The sequence below is a fragment of the Mesorhizobium qingshengii genome (assembly GCF_900103325.1).
In the GTDB taxonomy this organism is placed as follows: domain Bacteria; phylum Pseudomonadota; class Alphaproteobacteria; order Rhizobiales; family Rhizobiaceae; genus Mesorhizobium; species Mesorhizobium qingshengii.
Map to the genome: position 1 here is coordinate 25,345 of NZ_FMXM01000009.1, position 26,515 is coordinate 51,859.

At 63.5% G+C, this 26,515-nt stretch carries 25 protein-coding genes; 11 read left to right on the forward strand and 14 right to left on the reverse strand.

Features of this window, described 5'->3' with window-relative positions; all coding sequences use genetic code 11:
* Window positions 1-108: 108 nt before the first annotated feature.
* The 4 genes from BLS48_RS15760 to BLS48_RS15775 are packed head-to-tail and all read right to left on the reverse strand — an operon-like array spanning window position 109 to window position 3,462.
* A complete protein-coding gene (locus BLS48_RS15760) occupies window positions 109-897 on the reverse strand; it encodes a HugZ family pyridoxamine 5'-phosphate oxidase (RefSeq protein WP_167365103.1) in 789 nt (262 codons plus the stop codon).
* Window positions 898-920: 23 nt separating this feature from the next.
* Window positions 921-2,099: a CaiB/BaiF CoA transferase family protein gene (locus BLS48_RS15765; RefSeq protein WP_091578997.1), complete on the reverse strand. Its 1,179-nt coding sequence runs from the start codon at window positions 2,097-2,099 to the stop codon at window positions 921-923.
* Between the two features lie 6 nt (window positions 2,100-2,105).
* Window positions 2,106-2,867: a 3-hydroxyacyl-CoA dehydrogenase gene (locus tag BLS48_RS15770; protein WP_091578999.1), complete on the reverse strand. Its 762-nt coding sequence runs from the start codon at window positions 2,865-2,867 to the stop codon at window positions 2,106-2,108.
* Window positions 2,868-2,925: 58 nt separating this feature from the next.
* Window positions 2,926-3,462 (reverse strand): GNAT family N-acetyltransferase, encoded by a 537-nt coding sequence (locus BLS48_RS15775; RefSeq protein ID WP_091579001.1) that lies wholly within the window; start codon window positions 3,460-3,462, stop codon window positions 2,926-2,928.
* A 272-nt stretch (window positions 3,463-3,734) separates the two neighbouring features.
* Here BLS48_RS15775 and BLS48_RS15780 point away from each other — a divergent pair, with 272 nt between their 5' ends.
* A complete protein-coding gene (locus BLS48_RS15780) occupies window positions 3,735-4,727 on the forward strand; it encodes a glutathione S-transferase family protein (protein WP_091579002.1) in 993 nt (330 codons plus the stop codon).
* 1 nt (window position 4,728) lies between these two features.
* Here the strand turns inward: BLS48_RS15780 and BLS48_RS15785 are convergent, their stop codons facing one another.
* Window positions 4,729-5,226, reverse strand: coding sequence for an NUDIX domain-containing protein (locus BLS48_RS15785; protein WP_091579004.1), 498 nt, complete (start codon window positions 5,224-5,226; stop codon window positions 4,729-4,731).
* Window positions 5,227-5,279: 53 nt separating this feature from the next.
* Here BLS48_RS15785 and BLS48_RS15790 point away from each other — a divergent pair, with 53 nt between their 5' ends.
* Complete coding sequence (locus BLS48_RS15790) at window positions 5,280-6,203, forward strand: metallophosphoesterase family protein (protein ID WP_091579006.1); 924 nt, start codon at window positions 5,280-5,282, stop codon at window positions 6,201-6,203.
* Here BLS48_RS15790 and BLS48_RS15795 read toward each other — a convergent pair.
* The 4 genes from BLS48_RS15795 to leuA all read right to left on the reverse strand — a co-directional run bounded on the left by BLS48_RS15795 (window position 6,187) and on the right by leuA (window position 11,571).
* A complete protein-coding gene (locus tag BLS48_RS15795; protein WP_091579007.1) occupies window positions 6,187-6,804 on the reverse strand; it encodes a hypothetical protein in 618 nt (205 codons plus the stop codon). The two genes, BLS48_RS15790 and BLS48_RS15795, sit on opposite strands and share 17 nt — an antisense overlap.
* A 112-nt stretch (window positions 6,805-6,916) precedes the next feature.
* Window positions 6,917-7,720 (reverse strand): alpha/beta fold hydrolase, encoded by an 804-nt coding sequence (locus BLS48_RS15800; protein ID WP_091579009.1) that lies wholly within the window; start codon window positions 7,718-7,720, stop codon window positions 6,917-6,919.
* A 217-nt stretch (window positions 7,721-7,937) separates the two neighbouring features.
* On the reverse strand, window positions 7,938-9,710 hold the full coding sequence (locus BLS48_RS15805; RefSeq protein WP_091579011.1) for a tetratricopeptide repeat protein: 1,773 nt from the start codon (window positions 9,708-9,710) through the stop codon (window positions 7,938-7,940).
* Window positions 9,711-9,894: 184 nt separating this feature from the next.
* Window positions 9,895-11,571, reverse strand: a complete 1,677-nt coding sequence (gene leuA / locus BLS48_RS15810) for a 2-isopropylmalate synthase (protein ID WP_167365118.1) — start codon at window positions 11,569-11,571, stop codon at window positions 9,895-9,897.
* Window positions 11,572-12,072: 501 nt separating this feature from the next.
* Here leuA and BLS48_RS15820 point away from each other — a divergent pair.
* Genes BLS48_RS15820 through BLS48_RS15830 form a run of 3 tightly spaced genes read left to right on the forward strand, consistent with a single transcriptional unit; the run spans window position 12,073 to window position 14,387 of the window.
* Window positions 12,073-13,239, forward strand: a complete 1,167-nt coding sequence (locus BLS48_RS15820) for an ATP-grasp domain-containing protein (RefSeq protein ID WP_091579012.1) — start codon at window positions 12,073-12,075, stop codon at window positions 13,237-13,239.
* Window positions 13,240-13,243: 4 nt separating this feature from the next.
* Entirely contained in the window at window positions 13,244-14,020 is a 777-nt protein-coding gene (locus BLS48_RS15825; RefSeq protein ID WP_091579014.1) for an esterase family protein, read from the forward strand.
* A gap of 52 nt (window positions 14,021-14,072) precedes the next feature.
* Window positions 14,073-14,387, forward strand: a complete 315-nt coding sequence (locus BLS48_RS15830) for a nuclear transport factor 2 family protein (protein ID WP_091579015.1) — start codon at window positions 14,073-14,075, stop codon at window positions 14,385-14,387.
* 2 nt (window positions 14,388-14,389) lie between these two features.
* On the opposite strand, the gene BLS48_RS15835 is transcribed toward BLS48_RS15830, so the two are convergent.
* Window positions 14,390-15,925, reverse strand: coding sequence for an MFS transporter (locus BLS48_RS15835; RefSeq protein ID WP_091579017.1), 1,536 nt, complete (start codon window positions 15,923-15,925; stop codon window positions 14,390-14,392).
* A gap of 147 nt (window positions 15,926-16,072) precedes the next feature.
* On the opposite strand from BLS48_RS15835, the gene BLS48_RS15840 reads away from it, so the two are divergent.
* The gene (locus BLS48_RS15840) at window positions 16,073-16,978 is read left to right on the forward strand and encodes a LysR family transcriptional regulator (RefSeq protein ID WP_091579428.1); all 906 of its coding nucleotides are present in this window, start codon (window positions 16,073-16,075) and stop codon (window positions 16,976-16,978) included.
* 3 nt (window positions 16,979-16,981) lie between these two features.
* Here BLS48_RS15840 and BLS48_RS15845 read toward each other — a convergent pair whose 3' ends face one another.
* Window positions 16,982-17,881 (reverse strand): proline iminopeptidase-family hydrolase, encoded by a 900-nt coding sequence (locus BLS48_RS15845; protein ID WP_091579018.1) that lies wholly within the window; start codon window positions 17,879-17,881, stop codon window positions 16,982-16,984.
* Between the two features lie 110 nt (window positions 17,882-17,991).
* Window positions 17,992-18,753 carry a helix-turn-helix transcriptional regulator gene (locus BLS48_RS15850; protein ID WP_244529620.1) on the reverse strand — a complete coding sequence of 254 codons (762 nt, stop codon included), beginning with the start codon at window positions 18,751-18,753 and terminating at the stop codon, window positions 17,992-17,994.
* Between the two features lie 293 nt (window positions 18,754-19,046).
* On the opposite strand from BLS48_RS15850, the gene BLS48_RS15855 reads away from it, so the two are divergent.
* The 5 genes from BLS48_RS15855 to BLS48_RS15875 all read left to right on the forward strand — a co-directional run bounded on the left by BLS48_RS15855 (window position 19,047) and on the right by BLS48_RS15875 (window position 24,812).
* Window positions 19,047-20,720, forward strand: coding sequence for an ABC transporter substrate-binding protein (locus BLS48_RS15855; RefSeq protein ID WP_091579021.1), 1,674 nt, complete (start codon window positions 19,047-19,049; stop codon window positions 20,718-20,720).
* 100 nt (window positions 20,721-20,820) lie between these two features.
* Window positions 20,821-21,849 (forward strand): ABC transporter permease, encoded by a 1,029-nt coding sequence (locus BLS48_RS15860; RefSeq protein ID WP_091579023.1) that lies wholly within the window; start codon window positions 20,821-20,823, stop codon window positions 21,847-21,849.
* On the forward strand, window positions 21,849-22,823 hold the full coding sequence (locus BLS48_RS15865) for an ABC transporter permease (RefSeq protein WP_091579025.1): 975 nt from the start codon (window positions 21,849-21,851) through the stop codon (window positions 22,821-22,823). The genes BLS48_RS15860 and BLS48_RS15865 overlap by 1 nt, the downstream gene beginning before the upstream one ends.
* Window positions 22,813-23,832 (forward strand): ABC transporter ATP-binding protein, encoded by a 1,020-nt coding sequence (locus BLS48_RS15870; protein WP_091579026.1) that lies wholly within the window; start codon window positions 22,813-22,815, stop codon window positions 23,830-23,832. Before BLS48_RS15865 ends, BLS48_RS15870 begins: the two co-directional genes overlap by 11 nt.
* Window positions 23,829-24,812, forward strand: coding sequence for an ABC transporter ATP-binding protein (locus tag BLS48_RS15875; protein ID WP_091579028.1), 984 nt, complete (start codon window positions 23,829-23,831; stop codon window positions 24,810-24,812). Before BLS48_RS15870 ends, BLS48_RS15875 begins: the two co-directional genes overlap by 4 nt.
* Window positions 24,813-24,843: 31 nt before the next feature.
* Here BLS48_RS15875 and BLS48_RS15880 read toward each other — a convergent pair whose 3' ends face one another.
* A complete protein-coding gene (locus tag BLS48_RS15880) occupies window positions 24,844-25,944 on the reverse strand; it encodes an AbrB family transcriptional regulator (protein WP_091579029.1) in 1,101 nt (366 codons plus the stop codon).
* Between the two features lie 245 nt (window positions 25,945-26,189).
* Window positions 26,190-26,498 (reverse strand): putative quinol monooxygenase, encoded by a 309-nt coding sequence (locus tag BLS48_RS15885; RefSeq protein ID WP_091579031.1) that lies wholly within the window; start codon window positions 26,496-26,498, stop codon window positions 26,190-26,192.
* Between the last annotated feature and the right edge of the window lie 17 nt (window positions 26,499-26,515).

A 26,515-nucleotide genomic window follows, 5' to 3' on the forward strand; every position in this document is an offset into this window, starting at 1 on the left:
CATCTGATTCCATAAACTCACTTGTGAATAGGCGCTGGCGAGTCAGCTCCACTAACAAAGGTAGAACATTTCGTTCAAATCTCAAGCATTGCTTTTGATCCAACACGATTAAGTGTCAGTTTTTGTGTTGGCGCCGGTTCTGGCAATCCTGGCCATCTCGACCAGAACCTGCCGCAATTCCCGTGCCGTCGCCAAAGGTTGCGGGAAGAAGACCCGGCAAACATTGTCGCCCGACACCAGATCCATGCCATCGGCATCGAATCCGGCAATGGTCCAGCCGTCGCCGGACGCCTTGGCGAAATGACGCGCATAAACGGCGATCGCGTCGAGATGGTCGGCGTTCATGTGGTCGACGGCGGATTGTTCGCTCGCGGCCAAGTCCTCGACGATCGGTCCGCTGGTGAGCAGGTTGGATCGATCGAGTTGATAAGCCTTGCCGAAGCCGCCATTCAGGCTGGCGTGTTGCGGTTCGAGTCGAAAAATCGAAAAGTCGCCGAGCCCGGCGTAGAGGCTCGCCTTGGGATTGCGGTTGAGATAGCGGCGCTCGGCGCGTGCGTGCGCGTTCGACCCACGCTCGAGGCGTGCCGCCTGGCAGACCAGCGTCAGGCGTGGGTGCGCCAGCGGGTCGCCCTTGCCGGGCTCGCCGACCAGCAGGGAACAGCGCGGATCGGCAAGCAGGGCGCCGGTGTGCGCCGAGAGCATCGAAACCAGGATCAGCGGCGCGCCGTCGATGTCCGTGGCCACGCCGACCCTGCTGGCCAGCGGCGAGCCGGTTTGCGGCTCGATCACCGCCAACGCGCCGAAACGGGCGCGGCGCAGAAGCGTCTTCGCCAGACGGATCGCCTCGGCGTCAGTCTCGCGGATCACGGCTTTCTTCTGGTCCGTCAAAACGCCCATCGCAATAAGCTGATTTTTCTTCTCTAGTTATTGGCCAGCATGACCAGTTTGACAAGGTCGTCGATCTCGGTTTTCGCAAAGCCGAAACGTGTCAGCACTGTCGACGGCGACAGATCCTGGTCGCCAGGCTTCGTTGCCGGTGCCGGCCGCGAGGCCGAAAAACGCGGCGCCGGTGCAGGGCGCTTGAACGCACCCGTAGTCACGAAGGCATCGCGCGACCGATTGTGTGGGTGATGCTTCGCTTCACGCAGCGACAGGACCGGAGCTACGCAGGCATCGGTTTCGGCAAACAGCCGGTCCCAGTCGTCGCGTGATTTCCGCCTGATCCGGTCGGCAATGGCGGCGCGCATCGGTGGCCACAGCGATTTGTCATACTGGCCGGGTACGAACCGCTCTTCGAGTGGCAGCAACCTGGCGAATTCGGCGAAGAATTGCGGTTCCAGGCAGCCTATGGCGATGTGCCCGCCATCCGCCGTCTCATAGGTGTCGTAGAAGGGAGCGCCGGAATCGAGCAGGTTCGCGCCGCGTCTTTCGTCCCAAAGGCCAGCCGCCGTCAAGGCGTGCAGGGGCGTCGCCAGCATCGAGACGCCCTCGACCATCGCGGCGTCGACTACCTGGCCCTTGCCCGTGCGCGAACGTTGGAACAGGGCGGCCAGCACGCCGGCAACCAGCATCATGGTGCCGCCGCCATAGTCGGCGACGAGGTTGAGCGGCGGGACGGGGCGGCTGTCCGCGTGGCCAATTGCGTGCAGCAGGCCCGAATAGGCAAGGTAGGTGATGTCGTGGCCGGCACGGCCCGCGAGCGGCCCATCCTGGCCGAAGCCGGTCATGCGGCCGTAGATCAGAGCCGGATTGCGCGCCAGAACGATATCCGGACCGAGGCCAAGCTGCTCCATGACGCCCGGGCGAAAGCCTTCGACCAGAAGGTCTGCCTTTTCGGCAAGGCGCAGCGCCAGTTCGGTGCCTTCCTGGCGCTTGAGGTCGATGCGCAGGATAGAGCGGCCGTGACGATCGATGTTGTATTCATCCGGCAGCGACAGGAGCGGCCGGTCCGAACCAGCCCGTTCGATGCGCAGCACCTGCGCGCCCATCTCCGAAAGCATCAGGCCCGCCAACGGCACGGGACCGAGCCCGGCCATCTCGATCACCTTCAGCCCGGCAAGCGGACCGGTCTTTCCGGCGGTGGATATGCCGGTGTTCATGGCCAGCTATTTCGGTGCCATGCGGATGGCGCCGTCGAGGCGGATGGTTTCGCCGTTCAGCATCTGGTTCTCGATGATGTGCAACGCAAGGGCCGCATATTCGGATGGCTCGCCGAGACGCGACGGGAAGGGCACCGCGGCGCCCAGCGAATCCTGCACCTCCTGCGGCATGCCGGCTACCATCGGTGTCTTGAAGATGCCGGGCGCGATGGTGCAGACCCGGATACCGGAACGGGCAAGGTCGCGCGCCACCGGCAGCGTCATGCCGACGACGCCACCCTTGGAGGCTGAATAGGCGGCCTGGCCGATCTGGCCGTCAAAGGCAGCGACGGAAGCGGTGTTGACGATGACACCGCGCTCGCCGCCTTGCAACGGCTCGAGCCTGGCGGCACGGTCGGCGACGAGACGGATCATGTTGAAAGTGCCGATCAAATTGACTTCGATGACCTTGCGGTACTGATCGAGAGGATGGGGGCCGTCCTTGCCGATCGTCTTCACGCCGATGGCGATGCCGGCGCAATTGACCAGGATACGTGGCTCACCAAGCTTGGCCGCGACCTCGGTGAGAGCGGCAGTGCCACTGTCGCCGCTGCTGACATCGCATTGGACGGCAATGCCGCCGATCTCGGCCGCAAGCTTCGCCGCGCGGTCAATACCAATGTCGAAGATGGCGACGCGGGCGCCCTTGGCGGCAAGAGCGCGCGCCGTTGCTTCGCCAAGACCGGAACCGCCGCCGGTAACGATCGCGATCTGGCCATTCGGGTTCATGGCGTCATCCTTTCACATGAGAACAGGGACTGATCAGGCGCCAGGTCGGCTCGCAAGGTCAAGCCATCGCCGTGACGTGACCGGCAACCCTGGCCTGATCGGCGTGGCAGACTTCGCCCGAGAGCCTGGCGACCGCGCCCGGCGTAATCTCGTGCGACAGCAACCGATCGAGATCGACAGGGCGTGGCATCGAAATCTGGCCGCGCGGGATCCTCTTGAAGCCGAGCGGTCCATAATAAGGCTCGTCACCGACCAGCATGACGGCGGGCGCGCCGGACTTGGCGGCCGCTTCCAGCGCGATCGAGACCAGCCGGCGGCCGATGCCGAGATTCTTGAAGGCCGGCCGCACCGCAAGCGGCCCGAGCATCAGGGCGCGGCCGGCGCCGGCGGCGATGCGGGTCATGCGCACCGAAGCGACGACGGTATCGCCATCGACGGCGACAAAGGACAGCGATCGATCATGCCCGCCAGCCTCGCGGATCTTGTAGGCGGCCAGCACGAAACGGCCGGGCCCGAAAGCTTCGTCATTGATGGCTTCGATCTGGAGGTCATGCGCCGGAGTTTCCGGCAGGTATTTCACGTCGGCAAGGCTCATGGTCTTTGCGTTCCGGTAGAAGAGGAAAGGTTTGCTGCAAACGGCAGCATTCGCCAGTCAGCGCTTCATCAAGCGCGGGCGCCCTTTCGTCGTCGGTCAAACCGGATCAAGGCAAAGTCGAACATGCGGATTGTCCGCTAGCATCAATTTCCCGCCGCTGCAATCGGGGGCTTCTTGGGCCACGCCGTCGCTTGACGGTCTGTTCAGCACCAGGTGATTCCGCGCGGCCGACTGGTGTCCTACATGAAGGGCAAGCAGGAAAGGAACACGCGATGGGATTGCTGGTCGACGGCAAATGGCAGGACCGCTGGTACGACACCAAGGACAGCGGCGGCAAGTTCATACGGGCGCGATCGCATTGGCGCGACTGGATCACCCGCGATGGAACGCCAGCCGAAGGCCGCAGCCGCGGCTTCAAGGCAGAACCGGGCCGCTATCACCTCTATGTCTCGCTTGCTTGCCCGTGGGCGCACCGGACGCTGATCTTTCGCGCGCTGAAGAAGCTCGAAGGCATCATATCGGTGTCGGTGGTGCATCATTTCATGGGTGCCAACGGCTGGACGTTCCTGGCCGAGGACGGCGCCACCGGTGACACGCTCTACGGCCTCGACTTCCTGCACCAGATCTACACCAGGGCCGATCCGGCCTATTCGGGCCGGGTGACGGTGCCGGTGCTGTGGGACAAAAAGGAGCAGACCATCGTCTCCAACGAATCCTCCGAGATCATCCGCATGCTGAATTCAGCCTTCGATGAATGGGGAGACGCCAGCCTCGATTTCTATCCGCAGGCGCTGCGCGGCGAGATCGATGCGATCAACGCTCTGGTCTATCCCTCCGTCAACAACGGCGTCTATCGTGCCGGCTTCGCAACCACGCAAAGCGCCTATGAGGAAGCATTCGGTGAGCTGTTCTCGACGCTCGACACGCTGGAGGACCGCCTCTCGGGACAACGCTATCTGGTCGGCGATCGCATCACCGAGGCCGACTGGCGGCTGTTCACCACGCTGGTGCGCTTCGACCCGGTCTATGTCGGCCATTTCAAATGCAATCTGCGTCGCATAGCCGACTATCCGAACCTGTCGAACTATCTGCGCGATCTGTATCAGGTGCCTGGTGTTGCCGAGACCGTGAACCTGCATCACATCAAGGCGCATTATTACGGCAGCCACGAGACGATCAATCCGACCCGGATCGTGCCAGTTGGTCCTGAACTCGACTATGCCCAACCGCATGACCGGGCGCGGTTCCGCAAGGTGGCGGCCTGATCTACCAGTAGGGCGATGCGGGCTCGCCACCAAAAATCTCGGCGATCCGGCGCAGCGTTGCCGGTGTCGTGCCTTCCGGCAAGCGGTCGAGCGGGAAGAAGCCTGCCTCGGCGATCTCGTGATCCGGCAGCTTCGGCGCGGTCTGATTGAAGTGCTCGATCAGATAGAGGCCGACATGGTCGCGGCGGCTGGAGCGGCGGTTGAAATGCACCGACCTCAGCACCGGCGGGGCGTTCAGCGCGATGTTGCCTTCCTCGGCAAGTTCGCGCGCCAGCGCCTCGGCAAGCGTCTCGCCGACCTCAACCCCGCCACCGGGAAGTTGCCAGCCCGGAACATAGGTATGGCGAATGAGGAAGACCGAATTGGTTGCCTTGTCTTGAACGAGGGCGCGCACGCCAAGCGTCATCGGTCGCCGCAGCACGAAATAGAGATGGAACAGCCTTGCCCTGAGCCCTGCCCAGCCGGTCTGGCGGAAAACGTCTTGTGAGCCTGTCGTCATCAATAGAGAAACCGTGGGTGGAAAGCGGGAGGCGCGTCGCTTATGAAAGACGGATGTTCAGGCTCGCGCATATTTCCGATGTCCATCTGGGGCCGCTTCCCGATGTAACCTATCGCGATCTCGCCTCCAAGCGCGTGCTCGGTTACGTCAACTGGCAGCGCAATCGCCGCCGCCACATGCATGACGCCGTCATCGACACGATCGTCGCCGACATCAAGGCGAGCAGCCCCGATCACCTCGCCATCACCGGCGACCTGGTCAATCTGGCGCTCGACGCCGAGATCGAAATGGCCAGGTACTGGCTGGAGACGCTGGGATCGCCGCATGATGTTTCGGTCGTTCCGGGAAACCACGACGCCTATGTCCCCGGGGCCTTCGACAAGGTCTGCCGGTCATGGGCGGCGTGGATGAGCGGCGACGGCATCAACACGCCGGTGGACCGCAACGCCTTCCCCTATCTGCGCGAGCGCGGCGATGTCGCGCTGATCGGCGTCTCGACGGCGCGCGCCACCGCGCCGTTCATGGCCAACGGTTTCTTCATGGAAGGGCAGGCGGGGCGGCTCGGCAAGATTCTCGACGCGACGGGCCGGCAAGGGCTGTTTCGCGTGATCATGATCCATCATCCGCCGGTGCGCGGCGCGGTCTCGCAGCAAAAGCGGCTGTTTGGCATTGCCCGCTTCCACAAGATCATTCGCCGCCACGGCGCCGAGCTCGTCCTGCACGGCCATTCGCACCTGCCGTCGCTGTTCTTCATCGGCATCCGGGGCGCCCGGGTTCCGGTGGTCGGCGTCGCGGCCGCCGGCCAGGCGCCGGGCGGCAAGCACCCGGCGGCGCAGTACAACCTGTTCGATATCGACGGCGAAAAGGGCAATTGGCGGATCCAGCTTACCCGGCGTGGCCTGACCGGGCCAGCAATACCGCCTTCCGATCTGCAGACACTGGAGCTGGGTGCTGAAACCGCTACGGCCGCAAGCTGAGGACCATGGCCACGATGCGGTCCCAGAACAAGGCGACCGACACCGCCAGCCCGACCAGCGCGCCAGCGGCGATCAGGCCAAGGCCGGACAGGAACGCCGACCAGCCCGAGCTGCGCGTCGTCGACCGCAACGGTGGCTCGGCCTCCCGAACGTCGGCGCGTTTCAGGCCTGCGACAGCCGGCTCGACGCCACCTTCCATCATCCTCTGACGCTCGACGACACGCTCGGCGACGTAGCGCGTCACGGAATCGGCAACGGGCTTCATCTCGGTCGATTCGGCAAGCACCACACGGCCGATGCGGGTGTCCCTGAGGAAGCGATAGGTGCGGCGGTCGCGTCCCATCGCGACATGGCTGACGGCGTCGATCCACAGCCGCGGCTGCAAGCCGGACGAGACGACGAAGTCGAAATTGTCCATGTCGGCGGGAACATCGGCAAAAACCGGCGCCAGTTCCGCGGCAAGCAGATCGAGGCGCATGCGATGGGCTTCGCGCATATCGACGACGACGTCGTCACGGTCGGCAAAGGCATTCTTCACATCACGGATGGCGTCGGACAGTTTTTTCGACGGATCGTTTATCTTCTCGCCTGCTTCCTTCATTGGCGTTTGCCTCGCGGGTTTGGTTAACACGGAGTTAACACAGCCGCCGGCAAAATGCACTGGCGAGATCGGCGGGATCAAGCCGTTCCGGAAGGCATCGCGCCCGACCGAGTCAGCCGGCCGCAGCGGAGAATTTCAGGCGATGCGGCCTGGCGCGGCGGTTGGTGTTGCGGCGAATGATCTCGGCGACGAGATCGGGGGCTTCCTCGGCCAGCATATGGCCGGCCTCCAGCACATGGTGCACATGAAAATGCGCCGGCAGGCCATCCGCCTGGGTAAAGGGCAGCACCGTGTCATCGGTTCCCCACACCACCATCACCGGCATGTCCAGCCCTTCGAGGCGGTCGCGCGGGATGACGCCTTGCCGATCGTCCGTGGTCATGGCGGCCGCGATCTCGACAAGCTTCGGCAACTGGCCGGAACGCTTGCGCATGTCGCAAAGCACGTCGACGTTTCGCTCCGAAGGCAGACTGTGGGGGCCGGACATGGCGGCAAGGCAAGCGTGGATCTCGGCTTTGTCGACAGCACCGGCAAAGCGGCGCAACAGCGGGCCGTTGATCTCGGGGCCAAAGCCGCCCGGAGCCAGAAGCGTCAGCGAGGCCACTTTTCCGGGCTCGGCCAACGCCATCAGCGTCGCCACCGCACCGCCCATCGAGTGGCCGACGAGATGAACGCGCTTCGGCCCACGCGCCGACAGATCGGCGAGAATGGCCTTTGCCGCCACCTTGGCTGGACCGGCCGCGGGAAAATCGAGCGACAGCCCGTGCCCCGGTAGATCATAGGCCAGCGTGCGCGCGGAAGGCGCCAGCGAGGAGATCACCTCGCGCCAGACATCGTGGCAGCCGCCGAAACCATGCACAAGGACGATGGTCTTCGAGCCAACACCCTGTTCAGCGGCATAAAGCGATGGGGTCATGAAAGCGGAAGGGTTTTGATTTATCTATTATTGCAGGACGCGCGAGATCGAATGTGGCTGAATTGCTCCTTGTCCAGGGCGATAGCCAGTAAAATCTTTGCGATTGGCGGCGGTTGCCGACAGAAAACCCTGAGGCCAATCGACACTCGGCGATCGGAGCGCGTCGTATTCTTTCGTGGCGTGGTGCGTCATGCCACGATCCGTGATGTCGGTCGTGCTAGCTGGCGTTGCCGAGCCCGGCGGCGCGCAAGGCATTGACCAGCCGATCGGTCAGGTCGGCCGGGTATTTCCTGTCGGCGAAGGTTGCGCGCGGATTGGCGGCGAAATTCGGAAACTTGGCGGTCAGTTCATCGATCAACTTGCGCGCCTGGTTGTCATGGCCGGCGATCCTGGCGCCGATCAGCCGGGCGGCGAGATAATGCGATTTTGTTGCAGTCGTTCTCAACGCGTTGCTGGCAATGGTGGCCTTGTTCATGTCGCCAAGCATGAATTCGCCGGCGAAAAGTCCGAAATCCCACCATGTCGGGTGCCCGCTGGAGGTGTCCACGGCATGGGCGAGGATCGGTGTTCCCTCGGCATATCGGCCGGCGAAAATCAGCCCATAGCCATAGGCGGCGGCCATGGCGAGATCATAGGGGTTGAGATCATAGGCCTTGCGCATCCAGCGGAGCGCTTCGTCGGCATTGCCGATGCGTGTATTGATGTAGCCGTAGGAGCGATGCGCATAAGGGCTGGTCGGTCCCATCTGCACGGCGCGATGGGCAAGTTCCACGGCTTTCTCGACCGTCGCATCCGGAGGATAGGCGTAATGATCGTTAACCGCCTCGAGATGCAGCGAGGCAAGCTCTGAATAGACCAGTGACGATTTCGCCCCGTTGCTGGCAAGAGCCTCGAGGCAGCGATATGCGGCCTCATGGGTCTTGGCGTTCTGGTCGAGATAATATTTGTCGTTGAGCAGCAGGCACTGCGTCAGGCCGGTCTGAATGCCGCTTTGCTCGATGTAGTTGTAGATCGTGCCGGAAGCTGGAACGGCCGAAGTCAAGATGCCGGCGATATGGTCCTCGACGGCGGCCGGCGCGCTGTCGGCGGCAGTCAGGTTGCGCGACAAAAGCACCCGTCCGGTTGCCATGCTCTGCAGTTCGATCGTGATATCGCCGGCGTTCGGACCAGGCAGGATGTCGAATATGAAGCTCGTGGCATCGTTGGCCGGATCGGGTCTGTTGGCGGCGTCGCGACCGATGAAGTCGATCGTATCGAAGCTGCTCAGGCCGGCGCGCAGCGACGCGGCGACCCTGCTGGCATCGGCGCCATCGGCCTTGACGGCGATGTAGACGAGCGGCAGGGCTTCAGCCACTGGCGATGGCGCGATGCTGCCAGTTGCGGCGGCCGTCTCGATCGTTGCCGACATGTCGCCGCCCGCCAGCAAGGCCGTGCTGCCCTGACGGAGGATCAGGACGCCCAGCATGGCGATGACAAGGGCGATCGCCATCCAGAAGAAGCGGAGATGGCGCACCACCGAGGGGGTGGGCGAGGGCGCGGCAGCCAGCAATGCCGCGGCGGGAACAGCGTCGCCGGCGTCGGTGGGTCGTTCGGCCGCGGCCGCCGCCTCCGCTTGCCCGGCAGGCTCCAGGGTTTCCGGCAGGCGGATCGCATTGAGCTCATAGGCTGGAACATAGCCGCCGCGCGGAATGGCGATGCGGACGGGCTCGGCGACGCCTTCGTTGGCGAAATAGTGTTGCAGCAGGTCGCGCAACCTGCCCGCCTGCACCCGGACCACGGCATCGGTCGACGGATCGAAATCTCCGTCCTTGCCGAAGACGTCCATGGCGATGGAGAAGCCCTTCAGCCTATCGGCTTCGCCTGCCTGCTCGCGCTCGACAAGATAGCGAAGCAGTTTACGCGCGCGCTCGGATCTCCCGAACGTTTCGCTGGCAAGCAGTCGCTCCAGTGTCTCGCGCACTGCGGGGGCGGCAGGCGTCGCATGCTGCAAGTGTCGATCCTCTTGAAGTCGGCACAGGTTGAGGCACGATCATATCGTTCCCGCACCACCACACAAGTATACACCCATTATGCGATCACGTACCCCACCGGATAATTCAGCGGTGGTTAATGAAGCGAAGGATCGGAACCGATCACCAGATGGGGATGGTCCCGACCTTCGTTCTGGTCGTGCGTCAACCGGCCCTTTTGCCGACGATACGGTTGGCGGCGGACGTCACCGCTTCCAGCGAAGCGGCAACGATGTTGGTGTTGATGCCGGCGCCGAACAGCTTGCCATCAGGATATTCCATCTCGACATAGGAGATGGCCGAGGCGTTCGAGCCGCGCTGCATCGAGTGCTCGGAATAGTCGAGAACCGACATCTCGACGCCGAGATGGCGCGACAATGCATCGACGAAGCCGTCGATCGGACCAGTGCCGGTGCCTGATATCGTCACTTCCTTGCCGTTGTCGAGGATGGTCGCCTCGACCACGCGTCGGCCCTTGACCGCAGTGTCCGGATAGGTGTGGTGATCGAGGAATTTCAGCCGGGCGCCGGGCTGGTCGACATAGGTCTCGAGAAAGCGCTCGTAGATGCGCCTGGCCGGCACTTCCTTGCCCTCGGCATCGGTGATCGCCTGGATTTCCTGGCTGAATTCGATCTGCAGGTTGCGCGGCAGGTTGAGGCCGTAATCGGCCTGCAGCACATAGGCGATGCCGCCTTTGCCCGACTGCGAGTTGATGCGGATGATCGCTTCGTAGCTACGGCCGACATCGGCCGGATCGATCGGCAGATAAGGCACTTCCCACAAGCTCTTGTTGGCCTTTTTCAGCGCCTTCATGCCCTTGTTGATGGCGTCCTGGTGCGAGCCGGAAAAGGCCGTGTAGACGAGCTCGCCGACATAGGGGTGGCGCTCGGGGATCTTCAACTGGTTCGAATATTCGTAAACATCCTTCATCCGGTTGATGTCGGAGCAGTCGATCCCCGGGTCGACACCCTGGGTGTACATGTTGAGCGCCAGGGTGACGATGTCGACATTGCCGGTGCGCTCGCCATTGCCGAACAGCGTGCCTTCGACGCGGTCGGCGCCGGCCATCAGGCCGAGCTCGGTGGTGGCGACGCCGGTGCCACGGTCATTGTGCGGGTGCAGCGAGATCAGCAGGTTCTCACGGTTGTCGAGGTTGCGGCACATCCATTCGATGCGGTCGGCATAGATGTTGGGCGTCGACATCTCGACCGTCGAGGGCAGGTTGATGATCAGCTTGTTGTCGGGGGTCGGCCTGACGATCTCGGTGACGGCGTTGCAAATATCCAGCGCCACTTCGAGTTCGGTGCCGGTAAAGCTTTCCGGAGAATATTCGAAGCGAAAGCCGCCGCCAGCCTTGGCCGCCATGTCGGTGATCATCTTGGCGGCGTCGGTCGCGATGCGCTTGATGCCGCCGATGTCTTTTTCGAAGACGACGCGGCGCTGCAGTTCGCTGGTCGAATTGTAAAAATGGACGATCGGGTTGGTGGCGCCCTTGAGCGCCTCGAAGGTGCGGGTGATCAGTTCCGGCCGACACTGCACCAGCACTTGCAGCGAGACATCGGCGGGCACGTTGCCCTCTTCGATGCACCAACGGGCAAAATCGAAATCGGTCTGCGATGCGGAGGGGAAACCGATCTCGATCTCCTTGAAACCCATGTCGAGCAGGAGCGCGAACATGCGCGCCTTGCGATCGTGGCCCATCGGATCGATTAGCGCCTGGTTGCCGTCGCGCAGGTCGACGGAGCACCAGATCGGTGCCTTGTCGATGACCTTCGAGGGCCATGTGCGGTCGGCGAGGCCAACGGTTGGATAGGGTTGATATTTGCGGGCTGCATCAGGCATGCCGCGGCTCTTCATGCTCTTCGCGCTGTCCTTGCCGGCTACCGCGGCATCAGGGCGGATTTCTTCTCGTGCGTTCATCGTCATTTCTCCCGGCGACCCTCGGATCCGCCTTCAGACGGATTGCTGGCGAGTGGCGCCTTTACCAGATTTTCGTTCGCTTGATGTGAGTGCCAAGGAGCATGCGCTTGCGCGGCGGTTCGACCGCCGGGCGCTCCTTCAGCGAACCCGGCGATCGCCGATAAGGCCGAGAAGAAGCAGGGTCGAAGTGAGCGCGCGCATGGTCTCGCCGGAAAAACCGGTCGGACGGGTAGCGTTGGTGGCGCGCGTGTTCATGGCGGCTCTCATACAGGAGCGGCTCGTGAGAGGCAAGTGGGACCGCATGGCGGGCCAGCGTTTGTCGAGCAATGTCCCCAACGCGGGTGCTCTTCCCCGCGCGCTGCAAATGCGCCAGACTTGGACGTCGATGGGGCCGCGATGTCCTGTCGTGGGGAGGGGTCATCCATGAATTTCGTGTTCTTCTCGCCGCATTTTCCCGCCAACGGCGCAGATTTCTGCGATCGGCTGAAGAAGGCCGGGGCCACGGTGCTCGGCATCGGCGACGCACCCTACGACGCGCTGGACGGCAAGCTGAAGGCAGCGCTTTCTGAATACTACCGTGTCGCCGACATGGAGGACTATGAGCCCGTGTTCCGGGCGATGGGTCATTTCATCCACAAATGGGGCCGCATCGACCGTTTTGAATCGCTCAACGAGCATTGGCTGGAGCTGGAAGCCAACATTCGCACCGACTTCAACATCTACGGCACCAAGCTCGATTTCGTGAAGAATTTGAAACGCAAGAGCCGCATGCGCGCCTTCTTCCGCAAGAGCGGGGTGGACACCATCGCGCAGCGCAAATGCTCCGACCGATCCGGGGCCATGACCTTCATTCGCCGCGTCGGCTATCCGGTAGTGGTCAAGCCCGACACCGGCTCCGGCGCCTCGAATACCTTCAAGATCTCCAACGCCAGGGAGCTCGACCAGTTCTTCAGGGACAAGCCCGAGGATGTGACCTTCGTCATGGAGCAGTTCATCGAGGGGCTGGTGGTGACGTTCGACGGGCTGGTCAACCGCGACGGCGAGGTGGTGCTGGCCGCCAGCCACCGCTACGACCAGAGCGTCATGGAGGTGGTCAACAAGGACCGCCACATGAGCTACACCTGCTTTCCCCGGATCAGCCCGGCGGTCGAGGAGGCCGGCCGCAAAATCCTGAAGGCGTTCGACGTGCGCGAGCGCTTCTTCCACATCGAGCTGTTCGAGACCAGGGACGACCGCGTCATCGCGCTGGAGGTCAACATGCGACCACCCGGCGCCTGGATGACCGATGCGATCAACTACACGTTCGACATCGACGTCTATGCGGCCTGGGCCGACATGGTGGTCAAGGACGCCGCCGGCGGCCCCTACGAGGGCAAGTATTTCACCGCTTACGCCAGCCGCAAGCGCCATCTCCACTATTTGCACAGCCATGAGGACGTGCTAGCGGCGCACCGTGACAGGATCGTCCACCATCAGGCCATCGAAGAGGTTTTCAGCCGCGCCATGGGAAATTACGCCTACCAGATGCGCTCGAAGGACGCGGCAGCGCTGCGCGAGGCGGTCGCCTACATCCACGCGGAAAAGGCGTGAGGCGATGGACATATCCTATCACAAGAACTTCTCGGGCAATCTCGGCCGCGACATGGAATACAAGCGCTATGGCTATGCCGGCCGGCCGGTGGTGGTGTTCCCGACCTCGCAGGGACGGTTCTACCAGTTCGAGGATTCGGGCGGGGTGGGCGCGCTGGCCGAGTTCATCGACACCGGCCGTATCCAGCTGTTCACGGTCGACGGCATCGATTCGGAGTCCTTCTTCGACAAGCATGCCGAAGCCGCGCATCGCATCGCCCGTCACGAGGCCTATTTCCGCTATGTGCGCGAGGAGGCACTGCCGGAGTTCCTGTCCACGGCCGCGCAAGCCAATGGCGGGCGCAAGCTGAAGCCACTGTTTTCAGGCTGTTCGATGGGCGCCTACCACTCGTCGAACTTCGTTTTCCGCTTTCCGGAACTGGCCAGCGGCGTCATCGCGCTGTCGGGCGTCTATTCGGCCCGCGACTTCTTCGGCAAGGCGCTGGACGGCGACATCTTCTACAATTCGCCGCTCGACTATCTGCCCGGCATCGTCGACCAGAAGCTGCTTGGCCGCCTGAAGGCGCTGCGGCTGATCTTCTGCTGCGGGCAAGGCGCGTGGGAAGAGCGGATGCTGGTCGAGACGCGCAAGCTGGAACAGATCCTGCGCGACAAGTCCATTCCCGCCTGGGTCGACTATTGGGGCGGCGACGTCAGCCATGACTGGCCGTGGTGGCACAAGCAACTGGTCTATTTCTTCGGCCGCTGGCTGGATGATGATCTGATGCACAGGCTGGATTAAGGTGCATTGATATTCAAGTGGGGCTGGATCAACGCACCCTCGGCACAGACGAATGACGACACCCGACTCCATCCGCCGCTTCGTCGAGGCCACCAATGCCGGCGACACGGAAGCTTTTCTCGACAGCTTTACCGCCGACGCTTTCCTGAGGGATTGGGGACGGTCCTTTCAGGGCCGCGAGCACATCGCGCGATGGAACCAGTCGGACAATATCGGCCTGAAGTCCCATCTTCGCATCGTTCGTGTCATCTCAGCGGAAGGCAGCTACCGCGTCCGCATCGCCGTCACAGGGGACGGCTTCAACGGCGAGGGCGACATGACCTTCACGCTGGACGATGATCGCATAGCAAGCCTTGTCATCACCTGACGTTATCCTTCCTGGCATGCCGGCAAAGGTGCGGCCTCGTGTTCCGGCGCCGACCCGCGACGCAGGCCAAGGAAGACGATAATGGCGGTCATGACGGTGATGGCCGCCAGCACCATTAGCAGCCTGCCGAACGCTGTCTCGTAGGCCTGGACCAGAACGGCGGCTCCGGCTCGCGGCAGGTGTTGGACCGTTTGTCCGAGATTGCCAGTTACCAGCAATTGCGCCGCGGCGGCCGTGTCCGCGGAAGAAGCCGTTCCCTGAGCTGCGAGTTCCGCGGCCGTGAAGCCCGACAGGATCGCCATGACGATCGCCAGCGCCACGCCCTCGCAAGCGACGCGGGTGGTGTTGAAAATGCCGACCGCCATGCCGGCGCGCTCCCTCGGCACGACGCTGACGGCAAGCCCATCCATCAGCCCCCACGGCAAGGCGATGCCGACGCCGATCAGCACCAGCGGCGCCACCAGCGCGATGTCGACCGGTGGTGTCAGGCTCAGCCAGACAAGGCCGGCGGCGGCGACGAGCAGGCCGATGCCGCAGATGGTGGCCGGAGCGATCCAGCGCGCCATCTGGCCGGCAAGCAACGGCAGGATCAGCAACGGCCCCGACAGGCAGATCATCAATTGCCCCGCCTTGATTTCGGTCATCCCCTCGATGCCGATGAAGCGGATCGGCAAGAGGACGAGCAGGACGACGAAGGCATAGGCGGGGGCAGCCGCCAGAAACTGGACGCCGACGAAGCGGGGATAGCGAAACAGCGTGAGATCGAGCATCGGCCGGCGCACGCGCCGCTCGACGACGACGAAGGCAACAAGACAGAGCGCGGCCGCGCCGAGAAGCGCAATAACGAAGGGATTGGTCCAGCCGCTCTGCGGGGCCTGGAGCACGCCACAGGTCAGCGACGCCAGCGCAATCGTGAAGGTGCCGGCTCCCGCCCAGTCGAGGCCCGTCGCGTTCGGATCGCGCGATTCGCTGATGGTGCGCAAGCCAAGAGCCGCGGCGGCGACCGCGAGCGCGGTGACCAGAAGAAAGATCGACCGCCAGCCGAATGCATTGATGAGCAGGCCGGAGACGATCGGGCCGAAAGCGAGGCCGATGCCGAAACTGGTGCCGAGGAAACTGAAGGCGCGCAGCCGCAACGATCCCTCGAATTCCTGGGCAAGCGCCGAAGCGCCGCCGGCAAAGGCGGCGGCGCTGCCGATACCTTGCGCGGCCCTCAGCACATCGAACCAGACGATGTCAGGCGCGAGCATCGAGCCCAGCGACGCCAGGACATAGGTGGAGAGGCCGGCGAGGAATACGCGCTTGCGCCCCTGGTTGTCGGCGAGAGCGCCGGCCGCCATCAGGGTGGCGCCGAAGGTCAGCATGAAGGCATTGGTCACCCAGTTGAGCTCGATCGGGCTGCCGCCGAGATCGGCCGCAATGCGCGACAGCGCGACGGCCGGACCGGTGAAGGTCAAAGGCATGGTCATGGCGGCAAGACATACCGACAGCAGCACCAGCCATCTCTCGGCCGAGCCGGTTCTCGTCTTCAAGGTCATGGGTTTTCCTATCTGAAGCAGTATCGCCGGCATGCCGCTGCGGTCACAGGGCCGGTCGCACTCACAAGATAGGTCGACGACATTTCCGGCAAAATGGTATTTTATCTCCAGTCATATCGGACTGAAACGCTCGAATGGATTGATGTGATGGATCGTCTCAGCGGCCTCATGGCCTTTGCCCGTACCGCCGAGCTCGGCAGTTTCGTCGCCGCTGGACGGGCACTTGGCATTTCCGCTTCCGCTGTCGGCAAGAGTGTCGCCCGGCTCGAACAGGAGTTCGGGGTGCGCCTCCTGCAGCGCAGCACGCGGCGGATCGGACTGACCGAGGAGGGCAAGCTGTTCAACGAGCGGGTGCGCCGCATCCTCGACGACATCGACGATGCCGAGGCGATGCTGTCGCGGACACGCGAAACGCCGCATGGCCGGCTCCGTGTCTCGACCCCGATTGTCACCTATCATCTGCTGCTACCGGTGCTGTCGGAGTTCATGGCGCGCTATCCGGAGATCGAGCTCGACATCGACTTCAACGATCGCATCGTCGACGTGATCGACGAAGGCATCGATGTCGCGATCCGCAGTGGCGACCTGCCCGATTCACGATTGGTGTCGAGACCCGTTGCGCCTTTTCGCATGCTGCTGTGCGCGGCGCCCTCCTATCTCGACCGCCATGGCACCCCCGGCGTGCCGGCGGATCTCATCAGGCATTTCGGCATAAACTTCCGCTTTCTCAACAGCGGCAGGTTGCTCGACTGGCCGTTCATTGCCGGGGACGCCGAACCGCGGATCCGCTCGATGCTGACCTGCAACAACATGGAAGCCTTGAAGGGCGCCACGATCGCTGGTCTTGGCATCGGCTGCATGCCTGACTTCCTGGTCCACGAGGCGTTGCGCGACGGCAGGTTGCACAGCGTCCTCGACGATCATGTCGACGGTCGTGGCCAATTCAGGATGCTGTGGCCATCCAATCGCTATCTGTCGCCGAAGGTTCGCGTCTTCGTCGATTTCCTTCCCGAGCGGCTTGCTGTCGCGGGCAACGGTTCGCCGCGCGAATAGCAGTCAGTCATGGCGGGCAAGGAAGGCCTCGGTGACGGCCATGCAATCCTTTCTTTCCTCGACATGCGGCATGTGGCTGGAGAGCGGGAAGACATGGCCTTCGACCGTGGGAATATGGTCAAGGAAGGGCTGGACACAGGCTGGCGTGGCTTCATCGAAAAAGCCGCGAAAAGCCAGCGTCGGGGCCTCGATCAGCGGCAGCCGGTCGATGATCGTCCAGTCTCGCATGGTGCCGACGACGTGGAATTCGTTGGGGCCGTTCATCGTGTGATAGACGGTGGGATCGGCGTCGATGGCGGCGAAGGTGCGCGCCACCTCGGCCGGCCAGGGCACGACGCGGCAGACGTGCCGGTCGTAGAACGCCCGGGTCGCCGCGAGGTAATCGGGATGGTCGGTCGTCCCGTCCGCTTCGTGGCGATCGAGCGCCTGCCGCACCGCCGTCGGCAGCTCCGCGCGCAGCTGCCCCGCACCTTCGACCCACAGCTTCATCGAGGCAAGCGAGTTGGCGAGCACCAGCGCCTTGAGGCCCGGTGGTCGGCGCACCGCATGCTCGGCGCCGAGCATGCCACCCCAGGATTGTCCGAGCAGGGCGTAGCGCTGATGGATGCCGAGATGGGCAAGCAGTGCATCCAGTTCGCCAAGGAAGAAGTCGACCGTCCAGAAGTCGCCGCCCTTTTCCGGCAGGTGGGTGGATCGTCCGTTGCCGATCTGGTCGTAGTGGATCACCGCGCGGCCGAAACCGGCAATGTCCTTGAAACTGTCGACATAGTCATGGGTACAGCCTGGACCGCCATGGGCAACGACCAGCGGCAGCTTTGCAGAACCCAGATCTCCCGTTACGCGGTACCAGGTCCTGTATGGCCCGTAGGTGCTGAAACCTTCCGATACCGCGAGATCGTCCATCGTGTCCCTCCGCCTGGGTCGCTCGGCGAAGACCGCTGATCAGCGGTCTCCGACATTGTCGCGGCAAAGGGTATAGAGGCGGATCGGCAGGCGACCAGCTAGCAATAACACTAGTTTTGACTGATCCGGCGGGACGGGTTCTGGCCCTGGCTGATCGGTCCGAGCAACCGGTAGTGGGCCGCCAGGGCGATGGCGTGGAAGCGGTTGCGGGCGCCGAGCTTACGACTGGCGGCGTTGAGATGCAGCGTCGCGGTCGGCACGCTGCGGCAGATTTCATGGGCGATCTGCTTGGCCGTCAAACCGCAAGCCGCCAGGCTCAGGCACTGGCGCTCCCGCGATGTCAGGTGGAAATACTGGCTCGTCCTGGTGCGCTGATCGAAGCCTGCATAGACACAGTCGTGGAACAGGTGGCCGAGGTCGCCGATGCTTGGCAGCATGCTTTGTGCCTCGGCTTCGAAATGCGGCTCAGGATCGAGGCGGATGGCGGTGAAGGTCGCGAGATCGCCGCCGTCGAAGCGGATCGGCACAGTGACGCCGCATGTCATCCTTGTGTCGAGGAGGTAGCTCACCACCGGATCGTGCTTGCGCTGCAAGATGCGCCGCATGACCGGGCTCTGGGACCCCTTGTGCGACCACAGGAACGGCCGGGATACGGCAAGTGCCGCCTCCTGCACCGGATCGAGCTGATAGAAGCCGCCCTTGCACCAGAGGTCCTGCATGTCGGACGGGACGTTGGCGAGCGCCATCAGCGAAGGCGTGATCAAATCGCCGTCATGGCTGACCGGGACCGGCGTATAGTCATAGATCAGCGAGGTGAAACCGGCGGGCGCAAGTGCGCGCATCGCTGCCGCCATCGCGGCGTCGACACTCATCCCCGTGTGAAATTCACTTTCGAAATCGCCGGACATGCCCTGCATGAGCAAAAGCTTACTCGCCGGCCAATGTTTGTCAAACGGGCATGTTCACCAAATGCCCAACAAATAAGCAGTCCGCGATCACGGCTTGTTGTCTGTGACGGGTCTGAAGGATCAAAACTATCTTAATTCACAGCTATCCCGGCGGGTTTCGCGCGCCATAGGCTGTGTACAATGGATCACGGTCCGGCGTGTGTCACTTGGCGCAGGTCGCGGCTTGCGATCACCCACTTCCCTAGAGGAGCAAGACGATGCGGTCCCGGACGGTTTTTAACGCAATGATGGCCGGTGTCGGCCTGGCCGGCCTCATGCTGATGGCGCCCATGACAGGTGCCGCCGCGCAGGAAGGCAAGGTTGGCGGAACGCTCAAGCTTCTCGCCAACGCCGCTGCCGGTACGATCGATCCGCACATCAACTACACGCTGCAATATTTCCAGATCAACTATGTCCTCTATGACGGGCTGGTGACCTTCCGCAAAACCGGCGACAAGACCGGCTTCGAGGTGGTGGCGGATCTGGCCGAGAGCCTGCCCAAGCCGGAAGACGGCGGCAAGAAATACGTCTTCAAGCTGCGCAAGGGCATCAAGTTCGCCGACGGATCGGACCTGACGACGGCCGATGTCGTGGCCTCGTTCCAGCGCATGTTCAAGATCAGCGGCCCGACGACGGGCACGCTCTACAACGGCATCGTCGGCGCCGACAAATGCCTCAAGACGCCGGCGACCTGCACGCTCGAGGGCGGCGTCGGGGCCGATGAGGCGGCAAGCACCGTCACCTTCAATCTGGTGGCGCCCGATCCCGATTTCCTGCAAAAAATCTCGATCCCGCACGCGGCGATCCTGCCCGCCGAGGCGCCGCTCAAGGATTCGGGCACCGTGCCCATTCCCGGCACCGGGCCCTACATGATCGCCAGCTACGACCCCAACAGCCTGCTCAAGATGGTGCGCAATCCGCATTTCAAGGAATGGAGCAAGGAAGCGCAGCCGGCCGGATATCCCGACGAGATCGACTATGGCTTCGGTCTCTCCGACGAGGCGGCGGTCACCGCCGTGGAGAACGGCCAGGCCGACTGGATGTTCGATCCGCCGCCGGCGGACCGGTTGGCGGAACTGGGCACCAAATACGCCAAGCAGGTGTCGGTGCATCCGCTGACGGCGATGTGGTATGCGCCGATGAACACCAATCTGGCGCCGTTCAACGACATCCGCGTGCGGCAGGCTGTCAACTACGCCATCGACCGAGCGGCTATCGTCAAGCTGTTCGGCGGCAGCAACCTGGCGCAGCCGTCCTGCCAGATCCTGCCGCCGGACTTCCCGTCCTACGCGCCCTATTGCCCGTTCACCGCCAGTCCCGGCGAGAAGTGGTCGGCGCCTGACCTGGAGAAGGCCAAGGCGCTGGTCGCCGCCTCCGGCACGGCCGGCCAAGAGGTGACGATCATCACCGAGGACACCGAAGTGTCGAAATCGATCGGTGTGTATCTGCAGGACGTGCTGAACGGGCTGGGCTACAAGACCTCGGTGAAGCCGATCTCGCAGAACATCCAGTTCACCTACATCCAGAACACCAACAACAAGGTGCAGATTTCCATCTCGCAGTGGTTCCAGGATTATCCGGCGCCTTCGGATTTCCTGCAGGTGCTGTTCAGCTGCGCCTCGTTCACGCCCGGCTCGGACGCTTCGGTCAACATCTCCGGTTTCTGCGACAAGTCGATCGACCAGAAGATGGTCGAGGCCCAGACCGCCACGATCGCCGATCCGGCCAAGGGGGCGCAGCTGTGGACCGGCGTCGACAAAGCGGTGACCGACGCAGCTCCTGTCGCCGTGCTGTTCACGCCCAAGCGCGTCGACCTGATCTCGCCGCGGTTGAAGAATTTCGTCTTCAGCCCGCAATTCTACTGGATCATGAGCCAGTCGTGGGTCGAGTGATCAGGGGTTGAGTGACCAAGCCCAGTCCGATCCGCGGCGGAACGATGCGCAATCCTCCGCCGCGGTTGCTTTTTCCCGCTGATCTGAAATTCATACCATCATGGACAATTCGAGTGGCGGGCAAGCGCTGGTTCGGAGCCGCCGGGGCGCCGAGGGGCCATGGCGCACGGCGTGGCGCAAGCTCAGGGCCGATCATGCCGCCATCATGGCGTTCGGCGTGCTGGTGCTGATCACCGCTGCTTCGCTCGCAGCCCCGCTCTATGCCCGCCATGTCGCGCTGACCGACCCTTTCGCCACCAATCTCAATGGCGAGATAGTCATGGACGGCCAGACCAGACAGGTGCTGGAACCTTCGACCGAGGGGCTTGGCCTGGGGTTCACGCCGCTTGGACCGACCTGGGATTTCGGGCCCTATATGCTGGGCGCCGACAATCAGGGCCGCGACGTGGCCGCGCGCCTGCTCTATGGCGGGCGAAATTCGCTGCTGATCGCCGGCGCCGCGGCGCTGATATGCCTGGGCCTGGCGACAGTGCTCGGCGTTGTCTCCGGCTTTTTCGGCGGTCTGGTCGATACCTTGCTGTCGCGCATCCTCGACGTGCTGTGGGCGTTTCCGATCTTCCTGCTGGCGATCTCGTTGTCGATCGTGCTGATCACGCAGAGCATCAACATCGGGCCGATCGAAATCCGCTCCGGCAGTCTCTGGCTGCCGATCTTCATCATCGGCATCGTCTACGTGCCCTATGTCGCCAGGCCGATCCGCGGCCATGTGCTATCGCTGATGCAGGCCGAGTTCGTCACGGCGGCGATCGGCATCGGCGCGTCGCCCTGGCGCATCCTGCTGTATGACATCCTGCCCAATGTGATCACCCGGGTCATCGTCTTTGTGCCGCTCATCCTGGCGCTGAACATGATGACCGAATCCTCGCTGTCCTTCCTGTCCATCGGCGTGCAGCCGCCCGACGCAAGCTGGGGCACCATCATCCAGGATGGCCAGGGGCTTCTCTATTCGCGCCCGATCGTCGCCCTGGCGCCGGGGCTGGCAATCGTCATCTGCGTGCTGGCGCTGAACATATTGGGCGACGGGGTGCGCGACGCGCTCGACCCAAAATCCTCGATAAGGGTCGCCTGATGCTGACGGCGCTCGTTTCCAGGCTCGGTCAGATGGTGCTGGTGATGTTCGGCATCAGCGTCGTCGCTTTCCTGATCTTCTTCGCCACGCCGGGCGCCGACCCGTCGGCGCGCATAGCCGGGCGCAACGCGTCGCAGGAGACGCTGGCGCAGGTGCGGCACGATTTCGGCCTCGACCGGCCGCTGCCAGTCCAGTACGCGCTGATGATGGAGCGGCTCTTTGTCAGCCGCGACCTCGCCTCCTTCGTCAATCGCGGCCAGAAGGTCGTGCCAACGGTGCTCGAGGCGATCCCGATCACCCTGTCGCTGGTGTTCGGCGCCGCGGTCTTCTGGGTTCTCGGGGGGCTGGTCGTCGGTGTGGTTGCTGGCGCGACGCGCGGCACGTGGCTCGACCGGACGCTGATGATTCTCAGCCTGGTCGGCGTGTCGATACCGGTCTTCTGGCTGGGCGAAGTCGCCAACCTGGTTACACAGAGCCGCTGGCATGACAGCTGGCTGTTCTCGTGGGTGCCGCCGCTCGGCTACATCCCCCTCACCGAGGATCCCTGGGGCTGGTTCAAGGCGCTGGTCATTCCCTGGTTCACGCTCGCCACACTCTACATCGGGCTTTACGGCCGCGTGCTTAGGGCCTCGATCATCGAGACCATGCAGGAGGATTTCATCCGCACCGCCCGCGCCAAGGGCATCGGCGAGCGGCGGGTGCTGCTCCATCATGGGCTGAGAACCTCGCTCGTCGCCTTCGTCACCATGTTCGGGCTCGATTTCGGCGCCCTGGTCGGCGGCGGCGCCTTGCTGACGGAAGTGGTCTTCGGCCTGCAGGGGGTCGGCAAGCTCACCTACGGTGCGTTGCAGACGCTCGACCTGCCGATGATCCTGGCGACGGTCATCTATGCCTCGTTCTTCGTGGTGATGGCCAATTTCATCGTCGACGTCGCCTTTGTCTTCATCGATCCGAGGGTTAGGGATGCCCACTGACAAACCGCTGCTGGTCGTCGAGAACCTGTGCGTCTCGTTCCTCACGGAGGGCGGTGTGGTGCCCGCCGTCAGCGGCGTCTCGTTTTCGCTCGAACAGCGCGAAATCCTCGGCGTCGTCGGTGAAAGCGGCTCGGGCAAGAGCCAGACCTTGCTCGCCATTATGGGACTGATCAGCAGCCCCAATGCCGTCGTCACCGGGTCGGTTCGGTTTCTCGGCCGGGAGTTGCTGGGCCTCAAGCGCCGTGCGCTCGACGCCATTCGCGGCCGGCAGATCGCGATGATCTTCCAGGATCCGATGACGGCGCTGACCCCGGTGCATACGATCGGCGACCAGATCATCGAGCAGATTCGTGCGCATGAGCGGGTGTCGCGCGCCATCGCGCGCAAGCGGGCGGTGGACTTGCTCGACGCGGTTGGATTGCCGAGCCCCGAAAGCGCCGTCGACCGCTATCCGCACCAACTCTCCGGCGGCATGCGCCAGCGCGCCGTGATCGCCATGGCGCTGTCGTGCAATCCGGCCCTGCTGATCGCCGATGAGCCGACGACGGCGCTCGACGTGACAGTGCAGGCGCAGATCCTGGAGCTGATCGGCCGATTGCGCGATGAGTTCGGATCCGCCGTGATCCTGGTCACCCACGACCTCGGCGTGGTCGCCGAAGTCGCCGATCGCGTGCTGGTGATGTATGCGGGGCGCGTGGTCGAGGAGGGCGGCAAGGGGCAGCTTTTCCGCGAACCGCTTCACCCCTACGCGTGGGGCCTGTTCGGTTCGATTCCGCCGATGCATGGCCCGCGTCCCGCGCGGCTGACGGCAATTCCCGGCAGTCCGCCGAAACTGAGCCAGATGCCGCAGGGCTGCGCCTTCGGGCCGCGCTGCACATTCCGCCACCAAGCCTGTATCGCGCAGCCTTCGCTTGGCGGAGCGGGAGGGCACCGGTCGGCTTGTTTTCTGCCGCAGGACGGCCGCCAGGACCTGCGCCGGACGCTGGCCGCAGGGGCCGTGCCCGCATGACCGAGACCAGGCCAAAGCCGCTGGTGCGGACCAGCGATCTGTCGAAACACTATCCGGTCGGGCGTTCGCTCCTTCAGCGGCGGATCGTCCATGCCGTGGAGCAGATCTCGCTCGACATCTTCCCGGGCGAGACGCTTGGCATCGTCGGCGAGTCCGGCTGCGGAAAATCGACTCTAGGGCGATGCCTCGTCCGGCTCACCGAAATCACCTCCGGGGCACTGGAATTCGAAGGCCTGGACATTACCAAAGCCTCGCAACGGCAGCTTCGGCCGATACGCCGCCAGATGCAGATGGTGTTTCAGGATCCCGCCGCTTCGCTCAACCCGCGCCGCCGCGTCGGCGATCTTCTGGCGGACCCGTTCCGGGTGCACGAAAAGCTGTCGCGATCGGAGATGATGGATCGCGTCGAGGAATTGCTGGTCCGCGTCGAACTGCTTCCCGAGCATGCCCAACGCTTCCCGCATGAATTCTCGGGTGGACAGCGCCAGCGCATCGGCATCGCGCGCGCTTTGGCGCTGCGGCCGCGGCTGATCGTTGCCGACGAACCGGTATCGGCGCTGGATGTGTCGATCCAGGCGCAGATCATCAACCTGCTTTGCGATCTGCGCGACGAGTTCAACCTGACCTATGTGTTCATTGCCCACGACCTCTCGGTGGTCAGGCAGTTCTCGTCGCGGGTGGCGGTGATGTACATGGGTTCGATCGTCGAGACAGGGCCTGTCGACGCGATCTTCTCGGCGCCACGGCATCACTACACGATAGCGCTTCGCTCGGCGGTGCCGGTTCCCGATGTCGACAATAGGCCAGGCCAGCGGATCATGCTCAAGGGTGATCTGCCAAGCCCGCTCGACCCGCCGTCAGGCTGCCGTTTCCATACGCGCTGCGTGGCGGCGACTTCGGTCTGCCGCCAGGAACGTCCCGTGCTTTCGCTCGTCGACAAAAACCATTTCGTCGCCTGCCACCATCCAAGCGCAGGTTAGAGTATGCGCCAAGGCTCAGGGTCCCGTGAGATCATTCCCGGATGCCTCTGGCCACCAGCCGCGCAACGCTTGGGCCGACGAGCAGCACGATCAGGAAGCGTGCCGATTGCAATGCCATGACGAAGGAGATGTCGACGTTCCTCGCGGCGGCGGCGATGATGGCGATGCTGTCCATGCCGCCGGGGCTGGTCGCCAGATAGGCGGTCAGCGGATCCATGCCGAGCAGATGGCTCATCATGAAGCCGAGGCCGCCGCAAAAGGCGATCAAGGCTACGATCGAGGCGATGATCTGTGGCAAGGCGCGCGCCGCATGGCGCAAGATCGGCCGGGTGAAGTTCAGGCCGATCGACCAGCCGACCAAGGCATAGCTGACGGCCAGCAGCCATGGCGGCAATTGCATTTCCACGCCAAGGCCGAGATGGATGATGGAGCCGAGGATGAAGGTACCGAGGAAGAAGGGCGAGGGCAGCCTGAGCAGTTTTCCCGACAGGCCGCCGACAAGCGCGATGCCGATGGTGGCGGCGAAGGCATGCGGATCGATCGGCGGAAACCAGATGATGGCGGGGACTTCAACGCCTGACGTGTCGACCCACATCTTGGCAACGAGAGCCGCCGTCATCGAAACGACGATGACGCGCAGATATTGCATGAAGGCGACGAGGCGCTGGTCGGCGCCGAAGGCACCGGCCATCAGCACCATGGCGGTGGAGGCACCTGGCGACGAGCCCCAGACGGCGGTGGTGCCGGGCAGGATGCGCCAGCGGCTGATCAGCCAACCGAGCAGGCTGGAAGCTGTGACTGTGGCAATCACCACACCGAGGAACAGCGGCCATTCCCGGTAGAAAACGGGAAAGATGCCAGCCGAGATCGAAGCAGCGACGAGGCAGCCGACGACTGCCTGGGCGGCGCCGAACAGAAGGCGCGGCACGCGCACCCTGGCGCCGTTGGTGCCGGCGACGATCGCCGCCAGCATCGGTCCGATCAGCAACGCCGCCGGCAGCGCGGCGAGTTCCAGCGCACCGGCAAACAACGTCGAGACGATCAGCAGGGCCAGCCATTGCCAGAGCTTGTGCAGGCGCGCCATGCGCTCGATAGCGGGCTGGTCTGGGAGCTGCTCGGCCGAGGAATCCATTTTTTGGTCTTAGACTCGAAGCGGGACGATGCGAACCCCGCCGCGCCGAAAAAGGATGCCTGCCTTGGAGCGGTTCATCGTTTCGCGGAAACGCAGAACCGCTTCATCTCTTTGTCCGGACGCAATTCCCAAGGGAAAGCGCTGTGCGCTTTTCCCGGGAAAACCGTTTCACACTTTTCCTGGAGTTGCTCTTTGCTCGAGCATGATCTTTTCCGAAAACCGGTTTCCACTTTTCGGGATCATACCTAACCGGCATTGCCGTCGGCTAGCCCGAAGCCGCCGACTGGGTGGGTCTCGACCTGGAATTCAAAGCCGGCGATGAACGGCCGCGCCTTGGCGATCGCCGCCTGGACTTCGGGAAGCTGCAGCGAGGCCTTGTGGCTTTCGGCGTCGGTCCACACTTCGGTGACCCAGATCGCATCGGCATCGGCGGGGTCGCGGGCGATGATATAGCTCAGGCAACCCGGCAGGGCACCGGTGCTGGCGCGCAGGACGTCCATGACCGCGTCACGCTGGCCGCGCGCCGCCCGCATCTTGCCGATCAGTCCGTACATTCCATTGTCTCCCTTCA